Annotated in this window: 16 protein-coding genes; 5 read left to right on the top strand and 11 right to left on the bottom strand. The window is 71.5% G+C overall.

Features of this window, described 5'->3' with window-relative positions:
- Positions 1-7 precede the first annotated feature (7 nt).
- Both CDO81_RS16450 and CDO81_RS16445 read right to left on the bottom strand, forming a co-directional pair.
- Complete coding sequence (locus tag CDO81_RS16450) at positions 8-961, bottom strand: extracellular catalytic domain type 1 short-chain-length polyhydroxyalkanoate depolymerase (protein ID WP_088484306.1); 954 nt, start codon at positions 959-961, stop codon at positions 8-10.
- Positions 958-1,245: a DUF2789 family protein gene (locus CDO81_RS16445; RefSeq protein ID WP_088484305.1), complete on the bottom strand. Its 288-nt coding sequence runs from the start codon at positions 1,243-1,245 to the stop codon at positions 958-960. The genes CDO81_RS16450 and CDO81_RS16445 overlap by 4 nt, the downstream gene beginning before the upstream one ends.
- A gap of 200 nt (positions 1,246-1,445) precedes the next feature.
- Here CDO81_RS16445 and CDO81_RS16440 point away from each other — a divergent pair, with 200 nt between their 5' ends.
- Together CDO81_RS16440 and CDO81_RS16435 are read left to right on the top strand one after the other, a co-directional pair.
- Positions 1,446-2,576, top strand: a complete 1,131-nt coding sequence (locus tag CDO81_RS16440; protein ID WP_088484304.1) for a mechanosensitive ion channel family protein — start codon at positions 1,446-1,448, stop codon at positions 2,574-2,576.
- A 13-nt stretch (positions 2,577-2,589) separates the two neighbouring features.
- Positions 2,590-3,843: a potassium/proton antiporter gene (locus CDO81_RS16435; protein WP_088484303.1), complete on the top strand. Its 1,254-nt coding sequence runs from the start codon at positions 2,590-2,592 to the stop codon at positions 3,841-3,843.
- Here the strand turns inward: CDO81_RS16435 and epsC are convergent.
- The 5 genes from epsC to CDO81_RS16410 form a co-directional block, all read right to left on the bottom strand.
- On the bottom strand, positions 3,826-4,734 hold the full coding sequence (epsC, locus tag CDO81_RS16430) for a serine O-acetyltransferase EpsC (protein ID WP_088484302.1): 909 nt from the start codon (positions 4,732-4,734) through the stop codon (positions 3,826-3,828). The two genes, CDO81_RS16435 and epsC, sit on opposite strands and share 18 nt — an antisense overlap.
- Positions 4,700-5,227, bottom strand: coding sequence for a hypothetical protein (locus CDO81_RS16425; protein ID WP_193466511.1), 528 nt, complete (start codon positions 5,225-5,227; stop codon positions 4,700-4,702). The genes epsC and CDO81_RS16425 overlap by 35 nt, the downstream gene beginning before the upstream one ends.
- 3 nt (positions 5,228-5,230) lie before the next feature.
- Positions 5,231-5,974, bottom strand: a complete 744-nt coding sequence (locus CDO81_RS16420; protein WP_088484301.1) for a DUF899 domain-containing protein — start codon at positions 5,972-5,974, stop codon at positions 5,231-5,233.
- Between the two features lie 84 nt (positions 5,975-6,058).
- Positions 6,059-6,703 carry an NHL repeat-containing protein gene (locus tag CDO81_RS16415; RefSeq protein ID WP_088484300.1) on the bottom strand — a complete coding sequence of 215 codons (645 nt, stop codon included), beginning with the start codon at positions 6,701-6,703 and terminating at the stop codon, positions 6,059-6,061.
- 28 nt (positions 6,704-6,731) lie between these two features.
- Positions 6,732-7,967: a helix-turn-helix domain-containing protein gene (locus CDO81_RS16410; protein WP_088484299.1), complete on the bottom strand. Its 1,236-nt coding sequence runs from the start codon at positions 7,965-7,967 to the stop codon at positions 6,732-6,734.
- 60 nt (positions 7,968-8,027) lie between these two features.
- On the opposite strand from CDO81_RS16410, the gene CDO81_RS16405 reads away from it, so the two are divergent.
- The gene (locus CDO81_RS16405; RefSeq protein WP_088484298.1) at positions 8,028-8,216 is read left to right on the top strand and encodes an oxidoreductase-like domain-containing protein; all 189 of its coding nucleotides are present in this window, start codon (positions 8,028-8,030) and stop codon (positions 8,214-8,216) included.
- Positions 8,217-8,234: 18 nt separating this feature from the next.
- On the opposite strand, the gene CDO81_RS16400 is transcribed toward CDO81_RS16405, so the two are convergent.
- The 4 genes from CDO81_RS16400 to CDO81_RS16385 all read right to left on the bottom strand — a co-directional run bounded on the left by CDO81_RS16400 (position 8,235) and on the right by CDO81_RS16385 (position 11,832).
- Positions 8,235-9,581, bottom strand: coding sequence for a sensor histidine kinase (locus CDO81_RS16400; RefSeq protein ID WP_158218314.1), 1,347 nt, complete (start codon positions 9,579-9,581; stop codon positions 8,235-8,237).
- Positions 9,565-10,236 carry a response regulator transcription factor gene (locus tag CDO81_RS16395; protein ID WP_088484296.1) on the bottom strand — a complete coding sequence of 224 codons (672 nt, stop codon included), beginning with the start codon at positions 10,234-10,236 and terminating at the stop codon, positions 9,565-9,567. The genes CDO81_RS16400 and CDO81_RS16395 overlap by 17 nt, the downstream gene beginning before the upstream one ends.
- A gap of 13 nt (positions 10,237-10,249) precedes the next feature.
- Positions 10,250-11,035 (bottom strand): MipA/OmpV family protein, encoded by a 786-nt coding sequence (locus CDO81_RS16390; RefSeq protein WP_088484295.1) that lies wholly within the window; start codon positions 11,033-11,035, stop codon positions 10,250-10,252.
- A 68-nt stretch (positions 11,036-11,103) separates the two neighbouring features.
- Positions 11,104-11,832, bottom strand: a complete 729-nt coding sequence (locus tag CDO81_RS16385; protein ID WP_158218313.1) for a siderophore-interacting protein — start codon at positions 11,830-11,832, stop codon at positions 11,104-11,106.
- A gap of 172 nt (positions 11,833-12,004) precedes the next feature.
- Here CDO81_RS16385 and CDO81_RS16380 point away from each other — a divergent pair, with 172 nt between their 5' ends.
- Together CDO81_RS16380 and CDO81_RS16375 are read left to right on the top strand one after the other, a co-directional pair.
- Positions 12,005-12,427 (top strand): hypothetical protein, encoded by a 423-nt coding sequence (locus tag CDO81_RS16380; RefSeq protein WP_193466510.1) that lies wholly within the window; start codon positions 12,005-12,007, stop codon positions 12,425-12,427.
- Between the two features lie 82 nt (positions 12,428-12,509).
- Positions 12,510-14,345, top strand: a complete 1,836-nt coding sequence (locus CDO81_RS16375; RefSeq protein WP_088484465.1) for an ABC transporter ATP-binding protein — start codon at positions 12,510-12,512, stop codon at positions 14,343-14,345.
- Positions 14,346-14,351 lie beyond the last annotated feature (6 nt).

The following is a 14,351-nucleotide window of genomic DNA, read 5'->3' as shown; positions in this document are numbered from 1 at the left end:
CCGAGATTCAGCGGGGGGCCGCCATCTGGCGAGCGATGAAGCGCCAGGCCAGGCGCGACGCGTCCGGCCCGCGGGGCTCGCCAAAGCGCTGGCGGGCGGCGCCGCCGCTCCAGGCGTGGCCGAGGTCGTGGATCAAGGCAAGCGTGGCCACCAGCTCGCGGCCGCAGCGGTAATGCGTCACCGTGAACGGATGGCGCTGGCCGCGGCGCTGCGGCTGCGGTGGCCCTGGCGTGGCACCCGCAGCGTCGGCCCAGCGTTGGACGGCGGCTGCGGCGTTGCGCGGCGACACGATGCCGTCTGCTTCGCCATGCAGGGCCAGCAGCGGTGGCCAGCGGTGCTCGCCGGGCGGCAAGGGCGCCATGATGCGCTGCCCGCGCATCGCACGCAGGGCGGTGGCGGCGGTCGGTGCGAGGCCGGGCGGCACCCCGGAATGCATGACCACGGCGCGGAAGCGCTGCGGATGCTGCGTGGCCAGCAGTGCCGCCATGCTGGCGCCCGCAGACAGCCCGGCGATGGCGGTGCGGCTGGGGTCAGCGCTGTACAGCAGCCGGACCTGATCGATGGCGCGCAGGATCCAGGCGCTCTCCGCCTGCGCCCGCCCGCCCTGGGTGTCGAACCAGTGCCAGCAGCCCTGCGCATGCGCGAGCCGCGTCTGCTCCGGGTAGAGCACCAGAAACCGCTCGCGGGCGGCGATGCGGTTCATGCGGGTGCTGGCCGCAAAGGTACGCGCGTCCTGGTGGCAGCCATGCAGCATCACCAGCAGCGGCAAGCGCTCCCCGAAGCGCACGCCGGCCGGCCGGAAGAGGTAGTAGCGCCGTGGGCCATCGGCCGCCATGACCAGTCCCATCAACCATTGGCCGTCTCCCGGTGGCGGGCGGTAGCGCGTGCCGAGCGCCGAACCGGCCGAGCGCAGAAGCGCTGCCTGGCGGCCGAGCAGGGCCGTCCAGGAGGGCAGCTTCATGCGAGGGGGCTGTCCGGCGCCTGCGTGAGCTCCTCCGGATCGGGGTGCTCCCGCAGCGCGGCGTTGAGCTGGTCGATGGGCACGCACCAGTCGCCGTCGTCCTGGTGCCACTGTTCGCGCAGGAAGGCCACCTGGGCGGCATTCCAGAACGGCGCCTCCGACAGGTTCAGCGTCTGCGGCAGGGGCCGGTGGAGCCGGATGAAGGCCTGGATCTCGCGCGGCGAGTCCGGCAGGCCCAGCTGGGCGAACAGCGCGGTGAGGTCGTGGTGGGTGGTGGTGTCCATGGGCGCTCCTTGCCGGTGATCTTGGCGGTGATGATCGACGTTAGGGGCGGGCGCGGCCGACGCCTGTCAGCCGAGGCCGCGTTGTGCACCCGGCATCCCGTGCCGTGTCAGCCGTGGCCCACAGCCAGGGCGCCGGGCTGCCGACAGACGGCGCGCCGCGCCCGCCCTAGCGTGTGCCTTTGTGATTGAAGGAGCTGCCGATGACCTGGCATGAATTCCTCGCCCGTGCCGATCGCCTGTCGCCTGACCTCGGCTGGGCTGAGCTGCTGCCCGCGGTGCTCGCGGGGCTGGCGACCATCTTGCTGCTGCGTGTGGGCCTGAGCCTGCTGGTGCGCCGCCTGCGTGCGCTGTCGGCCCGCACCCGCACGACGGTAGACGACCATCTGGTGGGTGTGCTGGAGCGCACCAATGCGGCCCTGATCTGGATCACCGGCTTGCTGGTGGGCCTGAAGATGCTGCCGCTGGACGACCGCTGGCACGACCGTGTCGGCCAGCTGTGGTTCGCCGTGGTCGCGCTGCAGCTGGGGCTGTGGGGTCAGGAAGCGGTGGCACGCCTGCTGCAGAGCTACCAGCAGCGCCATGGCGGCGGAGCGGCGCTGTCCGCCTCGGCCACCTTGCTCGGCTGGGGGGCGCGCGGCGCGGTGTGGGTGGTGGTCGTGCTGGCGGTGCTGTCCAACCTGGGCGTCAACATCACTGCCTTCGTGGCGAGCCTGGGCATCGGCGGCATCGCGGTGGCACTGGCCGTGCAGAACATCCTGAGCGACCTGTTCGCGTCGCTGGCGATTGCGGTGGACAAGCCCTTCGAGGTGGGCGACTCCATCACGGTGGGCGACGTGACGGGCACGGTCGAGCGGGTCGGATTGAAGACGACGCGCATCCGAAGCCTGGGCGGCGAGCAGATCGTCATGTCCAACGCCGAGCTGCTCAAGCGCACGGTGGCCAACTTCAAGCGGCTGCAGACGCGGCGGGTGCTGTTCAGCTTCGGTATCACCTACGACGCCACCGCCGACGAGGTGGCCGGCGTGCCGCCGCTGGTGCAGCAGCTGATCGAGGCCGACCCGTTGCTGGAGTACGTGCGCGCCCATTTCAAGGGCTTTGGCCAGAACGCGCTGAACTTCGAGGTGGTCTACCGCGTGAAGGACCCGAGCTACGACGTCTACATGGACCGCCAACAGGCCTTGAACCTGGCCTTGATGCGGGCGTTGCAGGCGCGAGGACTGAACTTCGCCTACGTGTCCAACACCCTGCAGGTGGTCGGTCTGCCAGGCTCGGGTGGTCGGCCGGGTCCGCAGCCCGATGCGCCTGACATCGTGCCCCAGCCCGCAGGCTGAGGCAGGCTGACCCGTGCTGCATGACATCGCCGCCGGGCCCGAGCTGCTGACGGCGGCGGTGGCCGCCCTCGTGCTGGTCGCCATCGCGGGGGCGCTCTACACCCACCGCTTCGGCCTGTCGCATCTGCTCGTGTTCATGGCGGTGGGCATGCTCACCGGGGTGGACGGGCCGTTGGGCCTGCCTTTTGACAACCATCGGCTGGCGGTCAACGTGGGCAATCTCGCGCTGGCCCTCATCCTGTTCGACGGCGGGTTGCGCACCCGCTGGGTGGATGTGCGCCGCGGCATGTGGCCGGCGGGCCTGCTGGCCACGGTGGGCGTGGCCGTCACGGCCTTGATCGTGGCAGGTCTGGCGCGTGCCGTGCTGGGCGTGAGCTGGGTGGAAGGGCTGTTGCTGGGCGCGGCGGTGTCGTCCACCGACGCGGCCGCGGTGTTCGCCCAGTTCAGCGCCAGCCAGTTGCGCCTGGCGCCGCGGCTGGCAGCCACCATCGAGGTCGAGTCGGCCATGAACGACCCGATGGCCATGGTGCTCACGCTCGGCCTCATCGCCTGGCTGACCCCCTTGGGCCAGGCGGGCGACCTGCGCGTGGCCGGCGCAGGCGACCTGTTGCCGCTGCTGGCCGAGCAGCTCGGGCTGGGCCTGCTGATGGGCCTGGGCGGCGGCATGCTGGCGGCCTGGTGGGTGCGCCGGCTGCCGATCGCCGATGACCACGACGGCCTGGCCGCGCTCTTGATGGCCGCCCTCGGTCTGCTGCTGTTCGCCGTGACCAACCGCAGTGGCGGCTCGGGCTTCCTGGCGGTCTACCTCGCCGGCCTGCTGGTTCGCCATCGCGGCGAGCGTGTGGCGGTGATGAGCCTGCCGGGGCTCAATGGCTACACCTGGCTGGCGCAGGCGGTGCTGTTCCTGCTGCTGGGCTTGCTGGTGACGCCGCACGAGGTGTGGCGCCTCATCGGGCCCGCGTTGGCGATGGCCGCAGGCCTGATGTTCGTCGCCCGGCCCGCCGCCGTGGTGCTGTGTCTCGCGCCGCTGGGATTCAGCTGGCGGGCGCAGTGTTTCGTCGCGTGGTCGGGCCTGCGCGGGGCGGTGCCCATCGTGCTGGCAACCTACCCGGTGCTGGCCGGGCTGCCCGACGGATGGCGCTTCTTCGATGTCGCGTTTGTCGTGGTGCTGCTGTCGCTGCTCGTGCAGGGGCCGACGCTGGCGCCGCTGGCACGGCGTCTGGGCCTGGACGTGCAGGCCCAGCCCGGTTCAGCCGCAGCCGACTGAGTCGGCCTGCGTGACCACGCTGCCGGGCGGCACGCTGCGGGTGAGCCACACATTGCCGCCGATGATGGAGCCGCGGCCGATGGTCACCCGGCCCAGCACGGTGGCGCCGGCGTAGATGACGACCTCGTCTTCCACCACCGGGTGACGGGGCTGGCCCTTCACGGCCAGGCCGTCGCCGTCGGTCGGGATGCTCTTCGCACCGAGCGTGACGTTCTGGTAGATGCGCACCCGCTCGCCCAGCACGGCGGTCTCGCCGATGACGACGCCCGTGCCATGGTCGATGAAGCAGCCGCTGCCGATGGTGGCGCCGGGGTGGATGTCGATGCCGGTGTCGGCATGCGCCAGCTCCGCCACCACGCGGGCCAGCAGCGGCAGGCCGAGCTGGTAGAGCTCATGCGCGATGCGGTGACTGATGAGCGCGCGCAGGCCCGGGTAGCACAGCAGCACCTCGTCGACGCTGCGTGCGGCGGGGTCGCCCTGGTAGGCGGCGAGCACGTCACTGTCGAGCAGCACGCGCAGGCGCGGCAGCGTGCGCAGAAAGCGGCTGGCCAGCTCGCCGGCATCCTGCGCCGGCTCGGCCTCGCCGCGCTGGCGGGCATCGTGGCGCAGCTCCAGCGCGGCCTGCTGGCGCAACGTGGTCATGGCGGCCCCCAGCGTGTGGCCGACGTAGAAATCCTCGTTCTCCGGCCGCAGCGTCGGCGGGCCCAGGCGCATCGGGAACAGCGCGCCCGACAGGCACTGCACCATGCCGGCCAGCAGTTCGCGCGACGGCAGCTCGCGGCCATCACCGCCACGGCGGTGGGCCTCGCGCCACTGCCGGCGGGCGGCGCGCAGCGCTTCGACAACGTCGCTCAGTTCATCGGCGGGGGTGATGGCGGGAGAAGCACTCATGGCGGGCGAGTATAGAAATCCACCGCCGCGCCAGCCGGCGGCCGCCGAAAGCCATCACTGCCGTTGCGGCCAGCAGGCCAGCCAGGTGCACGGCAGCGGCGGCCAGCACCAGTGGCAGTGAGCCGGAGGCGGTCAGGCTCCGCACCGCGCCATTCCCCAGGCAGACCGGCATCAAGGCCGGCAGCAGCATCAGCGCGCTGCCGTGGAGCGCTGAAGCGAGGCCAGCGCCGAGGGCGAGGCTGGCGCGGGCGCGCCGGGCGATCAGCGCGGCGCCAAGCCCTGCCGCGCTGCCCCAGGCCCAGGCCGCCACCGGCCCGCCCAGCGCAACCACCACGGCCACGCCGAGCAGCGTCGCGGCGTGCCCGACCGCGATCGGCCACAGGGCGGCGCGCGGGCTGGGCATGCAGGCCGCCGCCGCCCAGCCGCAGGCCGGGTGCAGGCCGTGCAGAGCGCCGGCGCCCGCCACGGCCAGCCAGGGGGCGAGGCTGTCCATGCCTCAGGCCTGGCGGGCGCAGCAGGCGGCGGCTGGCGGGGTCGTCGCCTCGTAGCGGTCGTGGTGGCGCACCCAGGCCATGGGGTAGGGCAGCCCGGCCTCGTCGCGGCCGCGTGGGGTCAGGTCGATCAGGTCGTAGCTGCCCATCATCACCTCCAGGCCGCGGCCGAAGGTGGCGTAGGTGTGGAAGACCTCGCCCGCATCGTCCTTGCAGAAGATGCTGATGCCGGGCGCCTCCTGCAAGGTCAGCGGCTGCATCTCGAAGTTGTAGAACACCTCGCCGTCGATGCGATCCTGCGGGCCGAAGCTGACGTTGAAGTCGCGGTTGAAGCTGTTGCCGTGCGAGGAGGCCCAGGCGAACCGCCATCCCATGCGGTGCCGGAAGGCCTCGATCTCGGCCAGCGGTGCCCGCGACACGACCAGCAAGCTGATGTCGCGCTGGGCCAGGTGCGGTGCCATGGCGTCGAGGTGGTCGGCCATGAAGGAGCAGCTCGGGCAGCCTTCGGCCCAGCCGGGCCCGAACATGAAGTGCTGCACGAGCAGTTGGCGTCGCCCCTGGAATAGGTCCGCCAGGCGCCGCGGGCCGTCGGGGGTGTCGAACACATAGTCCTGGGCCAGACGCACCCACGGCAGGGCGCGGCGGGCCTCGGCGAGGCGGTCGTTCAGCAGCGTGAGTTCCTTCTCGCGGGCCAGCAAGGCGCGGCGCTCGGCGAGCCATTGGTCGCGGGTGACGATGGTGGGGGTCATGACATCTCCTGGGTCGGGGGTGAAGGAAGTCGGGCATGCAGCGGCGCCACCCGGTGCCCGGGTGGGCGGTGGATCGGTCAGGTTTCAGTCCGCTGGCGTGACTGGCCGGCGCACGGCGCGAACCTTGCCGCTGCGGCCGCCACCGGCGTAGAACAGTGCGCCGCCGTCGGACTCCAGGCCGCTCACGCCGGTGCCGGGGGGCATCTGCAGGCAGTGCAGCACGCGGCCATCGGCGGGGTCGATGCGGCGGATGTCGCTCGCCTCGTCCTGCCAGGTGCCGTGCCAGAGCTCGCCGTCGACCCAGGTCACGCCGGTCACGAAGCGGTCGGAGGTGATGCTGCGTCGCACTGCGCCGGTCTCGGGGTCCACCTGGTGGATGCGGCGCGCCCGGTACTCGCCCACCCACAGGCTGCCTTCGGCCCAGGCCAGCCCCGAGTCGCCGCCCTGCCCGGGCGCCGGGATGGTGTGCACCACGGCACCGGTCGCCGGGTCGATCTTGTCGATGCGGGCCTCGGCCAGCTGGTAGAGATAGCGCCCGTCGAAGGCGGTGCCGGCATCGCAGGGCCGCTCCAGGCGCTGCTCGACCTCGCCGGTGGCGGGATCGAAGGCGAGCAGGGTGGTGCTGGTGGCAGCCCACACCCGCCGGCCGTCATGCGTGACCCCGGCGACCTGGTCATGGCCTTCAAACGGACCGTATTCACGAACGATGTCGGCGGGCTGGGTACTCATGCAGGGCTCCGGTGGTGAGGTCTGAACCTTAACCAGACGGCAGCGCGGCGGGGAGTAACAAGATCGTCGTGAAACCCGTCAGCGTCGGAGCCAGCCACCGGCGTGCGCGGCCCTGCCCGATGGCGCGTACGCGGCCCTGGGCGAGCAGTTCAGCGAGGCTGCGTTGCAGCTGACGCTGGCTCTCTCCAGTGGCCAGGGCCAGCGCCGAGGTGGACCAGGCGGCCCCGTCGGCCAGCAGCGCCGTCACGGCATCCAGCGTGCTCGCCAACGGGGGCGCGAGCAGCGCCAGCGACTGGCCCGGTCGCAGTTGCAGCGCGAAGCCTTGGGGCGTGGCCTCGATGCCGACGACCGGCGCAACGAGTCGCCGCAGTCGACCGATTTCCACGCGCAGCCGTGCCCGATGGCTGTCGTCCGGCGGGTTCAGCCGGAACGCGCGCTCGATGAGGTGCTCGCGTGTGGCGGCCTGCGGCCAGGCCTCGGCAAGGCCCTGCAACAGCGTGAACAGGACGGGGCGCCGCGCGAGCGACAAGCGCCACGTGCCGGCATGCAGGGCATGGCGGCAGCCATCCACCACCAGGTCGGGGTCCGAGAGCAGCGTCGCCACGTCGGCCAGCCGCAGCGGCTGCCACTGCTGTGAAGCCGGTAGCCAGCGGCGTGCGGCCACCCGGTCCAGTACTGCGCCTGCATCGGCCACTTCGGCCTGCAGCGCGGGAATGCCAGCCTGCCGGGCGGCGGTCTGGGCCTGTGCGAGCGCTTGCCGGGCCTGATCGAGTTGCAGGCCTCGCAACGCCAGCTCCAGGCGCACCAGGGCCGCGAGCGCGCGCTGCTGCGGCGCCAGCGCCGTGGCGTCGAGTGTCGCCAACCCGTCGGCGGCGGCCTGCAGGTGGCCCATCAGCAGCGCGCGGCGGGCCGCGATGAGACGGGCGTGCGCCGCGTTCGCGATGTCGCCGCGTTGGGCGAGCACCGACTGCGCGTTGGCCAGCGCGGCGCGGGCAGCCGGCGCTTGGGCGAGGTTGCGCAGCGCCAGGGCGACCTCGGCCTCCGCCACGGTGCAGCGGGCCTGGGCGAGGGGCTCCTGCGGCCCGAAGCCTCGGGCCGCGCGCTTCAGCAAGTCCTGCGCGCGCGCCAGTTCGCCGAGCTGGGCCATCGCAATCCCGCGCAGGGCCAGCGCCGGTGGGTCCTCGCGCAACGCCACCCGCTTGAGCGCGGTCAGCGCGTCACCCGCCGCCAAGGCCCGGCCGGCGGCCGTGATCAGCGAGTCCATGAACCTTCGGTGGGCGCGTGTGTCATGCGGTCATCTTCGCTGCTTCAAAATCTCGGCGCGATGACCGTGCCCGCATCACCCGCTCCCACTGACGACCCCCGCCCCGAGCCGCCGCCGGCGCCCGATTTCGATGCCTGCTGCGGCAACGGCTGCGACCCGTGCATCTTCGACCTGCACGACCTCGCGATGGACGACTACCGCCGCGCCCTGCGCGCCTGGCGGGAGCGGCATCCCGAGGCTGCCGACTGATCGGCCCGGCGCCAGCGCTCAGGACTGGGCGCCGAAGTGCACTGTGAACTCCGCGCCCGGCTGCGCATTGCGCACCGCGATGCGCCAGCCGTGCGCCCGGCTGACCGCCTCGCAGATGGCCAGGCCCAGCCCTGCGCCGCGGTCGCGCCGGCTGGGTGCGCGCCAGAAGCGCTTGAACAGGTGCTCGAAATGCGCCGGTGCGATGCCGCCGCCCTCGTCACGCACCACCAGGCTGGACGGCGACAGCGACAGCCGCACGGTGCCGCCGGCCGGTGAGCAGGAGATGGCGTTCTCGGCCAGGTTCTTCACCAGCGCGAACAGCGCGTCGCGGTCGCCTTGCAGGCCGCTGGGCGGCTGGCTGGTCTCGCTGCGCAGCAGCACCCGGTGGCGGGCGGCCAGTGGCTGCAGGAATCGGCCGACGTCGTCGACCACGCAGGCCACGTCCAGCGGCTCGTGACGGTAGCTGTGCAGCTCGGTCACCTCGGCCAAGAGCAGCAGTTGCTGCACCTGCCGGGTCATGTGGTCGATGTCTTCGAGCAGTACCGCGGGCTTCTCGCCCAGCTCGACCTGGGCGCGCAGCAAGGCCAGCGGCGTCTTGAGTTCATGCGCCGCATCGGCCAGGAAGCGCAGCTGCCGCTCATAGCCCAGCTCCACGCTGTCCAGGCTCTGGTTGAAGGTCTGCACCAGCGGCTGCAGCTCGGCCGGAAGGTCGTCCAGCCGGAGACGCCGGCCGGGCTGGTGGGCCACATCCATGGCTTCCCGCGAGAGGCGCCTGACCGGCCGCATCAACTGGCGCAGCACGAAGAACTGCACCACGCCCAGCAGCAGGATCGACAGCACCGCCGTCACCGCCATCGCGCCGCCCAAGCGCATCGTGGTGCCGGAGTGCACGAGGGCGATCAGGCGCTCGCTGGCGCCGACCTGGACCCAGACCGGGCCGTTGGGCAACTCGGCCGCGCGGGTCCACAGTCGCATGGGCTGGCCGCCGATGTCGGCCCGGCTCGGGCCTTCTTTGGGTTGGGCCACGAGGCCGGCTGCGGTCCATCCGGACGCGGTCTCCGGCGAGCTCCACAGCAGCACACGGCCGCGGGCGTCGAAGACGCGGTAGCCAAAGTCATGCGGCAGCGCCTCGATGAGCCAGCGGACGGCTTCCGGGGGTGGCACGACAGTGAGCCGGTCGTCGGCATCCTGGCCAAGCGCGTCGGCCAGCTTCATCGCGAAGATGGCGCCGGAATGGTCGGCCCAGCGCATCGGGTCGCCGCGCAGGTACAGCATGACGGCGCCACCCACGAGCGCGGCGGTGCCGAGCCAGGCAGCGAGGTAGGCGGCCAGCAGCCGGCCCTGGAGGCTAGTCGGCCAGCGCATAGCCGACATTGCGCTGATTGAGGATGCGCACCCGCGAGCCGGCAGCGCCAAGCTTGCGGCGCAAGCGGTGCAGGGCCACGTCCAGCGCGTTCGGCGTGACGGCCTCGTGCGCGCCCCAGCCGGCCGCTTCCAGGGCTTGGCGACGCACCGGCGTGCCACCGGCCTGCATCAGGCTGAGCAGGATCTGCAGCTCACTGCGCGGCAGCGCCACCGTCTGCTCGCCACACACCAGGCGGGCGAGTGCCGGCTGTACCTGCAGGTCGCCGAAGCTCGGCTCCAGTGAGGTCTGAACCGGCGGCCGGCGCAGCAGGGCCCGCACCCGGGCCACCAGCTCGTCCATGGGGAAGGGCTTGGTGAGGTAGTCGTCGGCACCCGCTTCCAGCCCCGTGATGCGGTCATGCAGCGCGTCTCGCGCCGTCAGCAGCAGGCAGGGCAGGTGCTGCTGGCGTTCACGCAGGCGTTGCACCAGGGCGAGGCCGTCGCCATCGGGCAGGCCTCGGTCGATCAGGGCTGCGGCATAAGCTTGCGACTGCAGGGCCGGCCAGGCATGGTCGATCCGCTCCACCGTGTCGCAGGCGATGCCGGCGGCCTCCAGGGCTCGCTGCACGAGGGACGCCAGGCGTGGATGGTCTTCGACAAGCAGAACGCGGGCCACGTCAGCGACGGGGTCAGAAGCGGTAGAGCCAGCCCAGGCGCACGCCGGGCAAGGTGCTGCGGTCGACCAGCGGGCTGCTCTTGATGGCGCTCCCCAGTGCGGTGGCGCTGACGTCAGCGAAGAGCACCTGCTCGGGTGCGATGCGGTAGTCCACCCGCAGGCCGAGCTCGGTGTTGACCGTGGAGCCGGCCGAATAGGCCGCGCGACCCGGGATGACTTCGTTGCCGCGGACGCCGTAGTAGTAGTCGACGTACTTGCTGTCCATCCACGTGGCGGTCAGGCGCGGCGTCAGGCCGAACTCGCCGAGCGAGAAACGGCGCTCGGCGCCCAGGCGCAGCCGCTGGCCTTTGCTGTAGCTCAGCGTGTCGGCCGACCATTCGGCGCTGAACTGCGCCCAGCTCGTTTGCAGCCCGAGACGGCCACCCAGCCAGGCGCTCGCCCGGCGACGGTCCATGCTGGTCAGGATGGGCGCGTCGCTGGACTTGTAGCCGTCGCCGGCATAGGCGAGCGTCAGGCCGTAGGTCAGCGGGCCGCTGCGGCCGAGCTTGAATTCCAGCCCGGGGCCGAACACCCGCACCCAGCGGTTCTCGAAGGTGATGAGCGGCCAGACTTCGGTCTTGCCGTCGAAGTCGCGGTAGGGCTTGATCTCGGGCATCACGGCCAGGCCGAGGCCCCAGCGGCTTCGGCCTTCCTGGCTGTCGTCTCCCGTCGGCTGGGCTTGGCTGGCCCAGGGTGTGGTGGCAAGCAAGCCTGCGGTCAGCAGGGCGCGGGTGGAACGCTTCATCAGGGTCGGGGTCATGGTGATTCGATCAGCGGTGAAGTGCGGGAGGCCGCAGTGTCATGCGAGGGGTTCAACCTGACGGCAAGTCAGTCCATTCCGATCTTGCCGTCGGCCCAGTAGGCCCTGGTGCGGATGCGGCGGGCCGGCATGCCGTGGGCCTTGAAGTCGCGCAGCAGGTGCTGCACCGTGGCGGCGCGACCGGCCAGCACGAGCCAGGTGTCGGGCGTGAACTGGCTTCGAGCAAGCGCGGCGAGGTCGGCCCAGTGAGCATCGGCCGGAGCACGTGCCACCACCTGCACCGGCTGCGCCAGTGCTTGGGCGGCCATGTGCACGGCGGTCGGGATGCTGGCCTCCAGCAGGACTTGCGCCGGGCGCCACGCCGCGGCCAGGCCGAGCGTGGTCTCGTCACCCACCAGCAGGCTGTGGGTGGCGGGCAGCTCGCCCAGCGCCAGCGAATTGCGCGGCCCGAACACGGACAGCACGTCGCCCGGTGCCGCATGGCGCGCCCAGTCGCTGCCGGGGCCGTCCGCCAGCGCGTGGGCGAGGACGGCGGTGCGGCCGGATTGACTGTCCCAGAACATCGGCGTGTAGGTGCGCGTCTGCATGCCGCGGCCGAGCTTGAGCTGGAGCTTGTCGCCCGGCGACCAGAGCAGGCCGCGCAGCTGCGGCCCCTGCAGGGTGATCCGGTGCAGGCCGGGTGCGAGGGCCTCGTTGGCCTGCACCTCGGCGTCGTGGAAGAAGAGCCGTGTCAGCCACTCGCCGGCCCAACTGTCGGGGCGGCGCGGCGTTCGGCGGCTGGCCAGTGTGGGGCTCATGCAGAGCCTCCGGTCGGGCGGGCATCTGGGGTCATGCATCGGGGCGCTGAGGGTGATGCGCCCCAGTCTCGTGGCGCCTGACTTACCAGCACATGACTGGCCGCTCGCTTCCGAGGACGAGGCCTGCGCCGCGCTGACGCACAATCGCCGCGCCCTCACTCGCCCTGGCCCCATGCGCACCAAGATTGCCCTCGCCGTCGTCGCCCTGCTGCTGCTCGTGTCCGCCTGGTTCGCGTTTGCCTGGCGCTGGAGCTACTCCGAAGGCGAGCGTGCCGGCTGGGTGCAGAAGTTCTCGCGCAAGGGCTGGATCTGCAAGACCTGGGAGGGCGAGCAGGCGCTGGTGTCGCTGCCGGGCTCCAGCACGGTGGAGAAGTTCTACTTCACGGTGCACGACGAGGCGACGGCTGCGGCCATCAACAAGGTCATGGGCCGGCGGGTGAACCTGCACTACGAGGAGAAGGTCGGCCTGCCGACCTCCTGCTTCGGCGAGACGCGCTACTTCGTCACCGGCGTGACGCTGGTGGATGAGATCTCGCTGACGCCGGGCGTCACGGTGCCTCAGCCGGGGCTGCCGGCCTCGGCCGCGAGCCGCTGACCTGCACGCTCCGGCGCCATGGGCGGCGCCACTGACAGCGCTACCAAGCGACACTAGCGCCATGGCTTCGCTGTTCCAACCGCTGGTGTCGCGCTTCGAGCGACTCGTCGACCCCTACCCCGAAACCCCGGCCGTCGCGCCGCCCGCCGGTTTCTTCGCGTTCCTGTGGCGCTGTGCCGACGGCGTGCGGCCGCATCTGTTCGCGGTCATGCTGTTCACGGCCGGCATCGCGGCGGCCGAGGCGCTGCTGTTCAGCCTGATGGCCTCGCTGGTGGACTGGCTGGCGCAGCTCAAGCCGGCCGAGCTGTGGAGCCGGCCGCAGCCGGTCGTGATCCTGCTGCTGGCCGTGCTGGGCGCAGGCGTGCTGCTGGCCGGCGCGCAGGCCCTGTTGAAGTACCAGGGCGTGTTCGGCAATTTCCCGATGCGGCTGCGCTGGATCTTCCACCGCCGCATGCTGGGCCAGAGCCTGGCCTTTTTCGGCGACGAGTTCGCCGGCCGCATCGCGACCAAGGTCATGCAGACGGCGCTGGCCGTGCGCGACACCTGGCTCATCGTGGTGGACATCCTCGTCTATGTGGCGGTGTATTTCGGCACCATGGTGGGCATCGTGGCCAGCTTCGATGCCTGGCTGATGGCGCCCTTTGCCGTGTGGCTGGGCCTGTACATCTGCGCGCTGCGCTTCTTCGTGCCCCGGCTGGGCAAGATCGCCCAGGCCCAGGCCGATGCGCGTAGCCTGATGACCGGTCGCATCACCGACGCCTACACCAACATCGCCACCGTCAAGCTCTTCGCCCACGGCCGGCGGGAGGCGGGCTATGCCAAGTCGGCGATGCAGGACTTCATGGTCACGGCCTACGGCCAGATGCGCCTGGTGACCGGCTTCGAGATCGTCAACTCGCTGCTGTCGGCCCTGCTGGTCGGCAGCACGGCGCTGCTGTCGCTGTGGCTGTGGGGCGTCTCTGCCGTGGGCGTGGGCGCGGTGGCGGCCGCCACCGCCATGGCGATGCGGCTCAACGGCATCTCGCACTGGGTGATGTGGGAGATGGCCTCGCTGTTCGAGCACATCGGCACGGTGCAGGACGGGCTGGCCACGCTGTCCAAGCCGCAGGCCATCACCGATGCAAGCGGCGCGACTGAGCTGACCGTCAAGCGCGGCGAGGTGCGCTTCGAACAGCTGCGCTTCGCCTACCCCAATGGCAAGGTCGTGGTGGACGGCCTGGACCTGACCATCCGCCCCGGCGAGAAGATCGGCCTGGTCGGCCGCAGCGGCGCGGGCAAGAGCACGCTGGTGAATCTGCTGCTGCGCCTGTACGACCTGCCCGCGGACGGTGGCCGCATCACCATCGATGGCCAGGACATCGCCCAGGTCACGCAGGACAGCCTGCGCCGCCACATCGGCATGGTCACGCAGGACACGTCACTCCTGCACCGCTCGGTGGCTGACAACATCCTCTACGGCCGGCCCGACGCCACGGCAGCCGAGATGCATCGCGCGGCCGAGCGCGCGCATGCCGATGAGTTCATCGCGAGCCTGTCTGACCCCAAGGGCCGCACCGGCTTCGAGGCCTTCGTGGGCGAGCGCGGCGTGAAGCTCAGCGGCGGCCAGCGCCAGCGCATTGCCATCGCCCGCGTGATGCTGAAAGACGCGCCCATCCTGCTTCTGGACGAGGCCACCAGCGCGCTGGACAGCGAGGTTGAAGCCGCCATCCAGCAAAGCCTGTACACGCTGATGGAGGGCAAGACGGTGGTGGCCATTGCACACCGCCTGTCCACCATCGCGGCGCTGGACCGGCTCATCGTGATGGACGTTGGCCGCATCGTCGAGCAGGGCACGCACGCCGAGCTGCTCGCCATGAACGGCATCTACGCGCGCCTGTGGGCGCACCAGAGCGGCGGTTTCCTGGGCCTGGAAGACTGAGCGGCC

Origin of the sequence: Roseateles puraquae, from assembly GCF_002205845.1 — a bacterium.
GTDB lineage: Bacteria > Pseudomonadota > Gammaproteobacteria > Burkholderiales > Burkholderiaceae_C > Pelomonas > Pelomonas puraquae.
This window is presented reverse-complemented; position numbering and strand designations above follow the sequence as displayed.